This window comes from Escherichia sp. S10b, assembly GCF_028421345.1.
Taxonomy (GTDB): Bacteria; Pseudomonadota; Gammaproteobacteria; order Enterobacterales; family Enterobacteriaceae; genus ECMA0423.
Window position 1 is genome coordinate 1 of sequence record NZ_JAHZSO010000108.1, and the last position, 2025, is coordinate 2025.

Genomic DNA, 2025 nt, shown 5'->3' on the forward strand with positions numbered 1-2025 from the left:
GCAAAACCAGATGGACCCGGTGTACACGCCGGCGCGAAAAATCCACCTGTACCACTGCGACCATCGCGGCCTGCCGCTGGCGCTTGTCAGCACGGAAGGGGCAACAGAATGGTGCGCAGAATACGATGAATGGGGCAACCTGCTGAATGAAGAGAACCCGCATCAGCTGCAGCAGCTTATCCGCCTGCCGGGGCAGCAGTATGATGAGGAGTCCGGCCTGTATTACAACCGCCACCGCTATTATGACCCGCTGCAGGGGAGGTATATCACTCAGGATCCGATTGGGCTGAAGGGGGGATGGAATTTTTATCAGTATCCGCTGAATCCGGTTCAGTATATAGATTCAATGGGACTGGCATCAAAATATGGACACTTAAATAATGGCGGATATGGAGCGAGACCCAACAAACCGCCTACGCCCGATCCAAGTAAATTGCCGGACATAGCGAAACAATTAAGACTGCCATATCCTATTGACCAGGCCAGTAGTGCGCCTAATGTTTTCAAAACATTCTTCAGAGCATTAAGCCCTTACGACTACACACTGTATTGCAGGAAGTGGGTAAAACCAAATCTGACTTGTACGCCACAGGATGATTCCCAGTATCCAGGGATGGATACAAAGACAGCAAGTGATTACCTGCCACAGACAAATTGGCCAACAACTCAATTACCACCAGGATATACTTGTGCAGAACCCTATTTATTCCCAGACATTAATAAACCCGATGGGCCAGCAACAGCAGGGATAGATGATTTGGGTGAAATTTTAGCTAAGATGAAACAGAGAACATCGAGAGGAATAAGAAAATGAAAAGAGTTTTGTTCTTTTTGCTGATGATATTTGTTAGTTTTGGTGTTATAGCTGATTGCGAAATACAAGCTAAAGATCATGATTGTTTTACTATTTTCGCTAAGGGTACTATTTTTTCCGCGTTTCCTGTCTTAAATAATAAAGCCATGTGGAGATGGTATCAGAATGAGGACATCGGTGAGTATTATTGGCAAACAGAACTGGGTACATGTAAAAATAATAAATTCACACCAAGCGGGGCGAGACTCTTAATTCGCGTCGGGTCACTACGCCTTAATGAAAATCATGCCATCAAAGGAACGTTGCAGGAGTTGATAAATACAGCAGAAAAAACGGCGTTTCTCGGCGATCGGTTTAGAAGTTATATAAGAGCGGGTATCTATCAAAAAAAGAGCAGTGATCCAGTTCAGTTGTTGGCAGTCCTTGATAATTCAATCATGGTAAAATATTTTAAAGATGAGAAACCAACTTATGCTCGAATGACAGCACATCTCCCGAACAAAAATGAGTCTTACGAATGTTTAATAAAGATACAGCATGAACTAATTCGTAGTGAAGAGAAATAAAATCTCTTCCTGAGAAAACAAATTAATCATTGTGAAAAATTATATAACTCATGGAATAGGTGTTTATTTTGCGTTCCATTTGCAGGGAAAGATCACGTAACGCTACTTTTTTGTACTAAATAATTCGAATTTTAAGTTCAACAATTGAGATACTACTTATTGTCTAAAGCTGTTTTTCATAGCTTATACATGATCAAATACTCCTTACATAAATAAGGTGAACAAATGGAACTTAAAAAATTGATGGAACATATTTCTATTACACCCGATTACAGACAAGCCTGGAAAGTGGTGCATAAATTGTCAGATATTCTACTGTTGACTATTTGTGCCGTTATTTCTGGTGCAGAAGGTTGGGAAGATATAGAGGATTTCGGGGAAACACATCTCGATTTTTTGAAGCAATATGGTGATTTTGAAAATGGTATTCCTGTTCACGATACCATTGCCAGAGTTGTATCCCAGGGAAAGATCACGTAACGCTACTTTTTTGTACTAAATAATTCGCATTTTATGTTTAAAAATTGAGATATTCCTTATTACCTAAAGCTGTTTTTCATAGCTTATACATGATCAAATACTCCTTACATAAATAAGGTGAACAAATGGAACTTAAAAAATTGATGGAACATATTTCTATTATTC

The 2025-nt window shown here is 39.9% G+C and carries 2 protein-coding genes and 1 pseudogene; all 3 read left to right on the forward strand.

Features of this window, described 5'->3' with window-relative positions:
* A partial coding sequence (locus FTE26_RS08265) for an RHS repeat-associated core domain-containing protein (protein ID WP_024254560.1) occupies positions 1-814 on the forward strand: 814 nt, incomplete at its 5' end.
* Entirely contained in the window at positions 811-1380 is a 570-nt protein-coding gene (gene ybfC / locus FTE26_RS08270; protein WP_000832338.1) for a protein YbfC, read from the forward strand. The genes FTE26_RS08265 and ybfC, both read left to right, overlap by 4 nt.
* A 225-nt stretch (positions 1381-1605) precedes the next feature.
* A pseudogene (locus FTE26_RS08275) lies at positions 1606-1842 on the forward strand (ISAs1 family transposase); the annotation flags it as partial.
* Between the last annotated feature and the right edge of the window lie 183 nt (positions 1843-2025).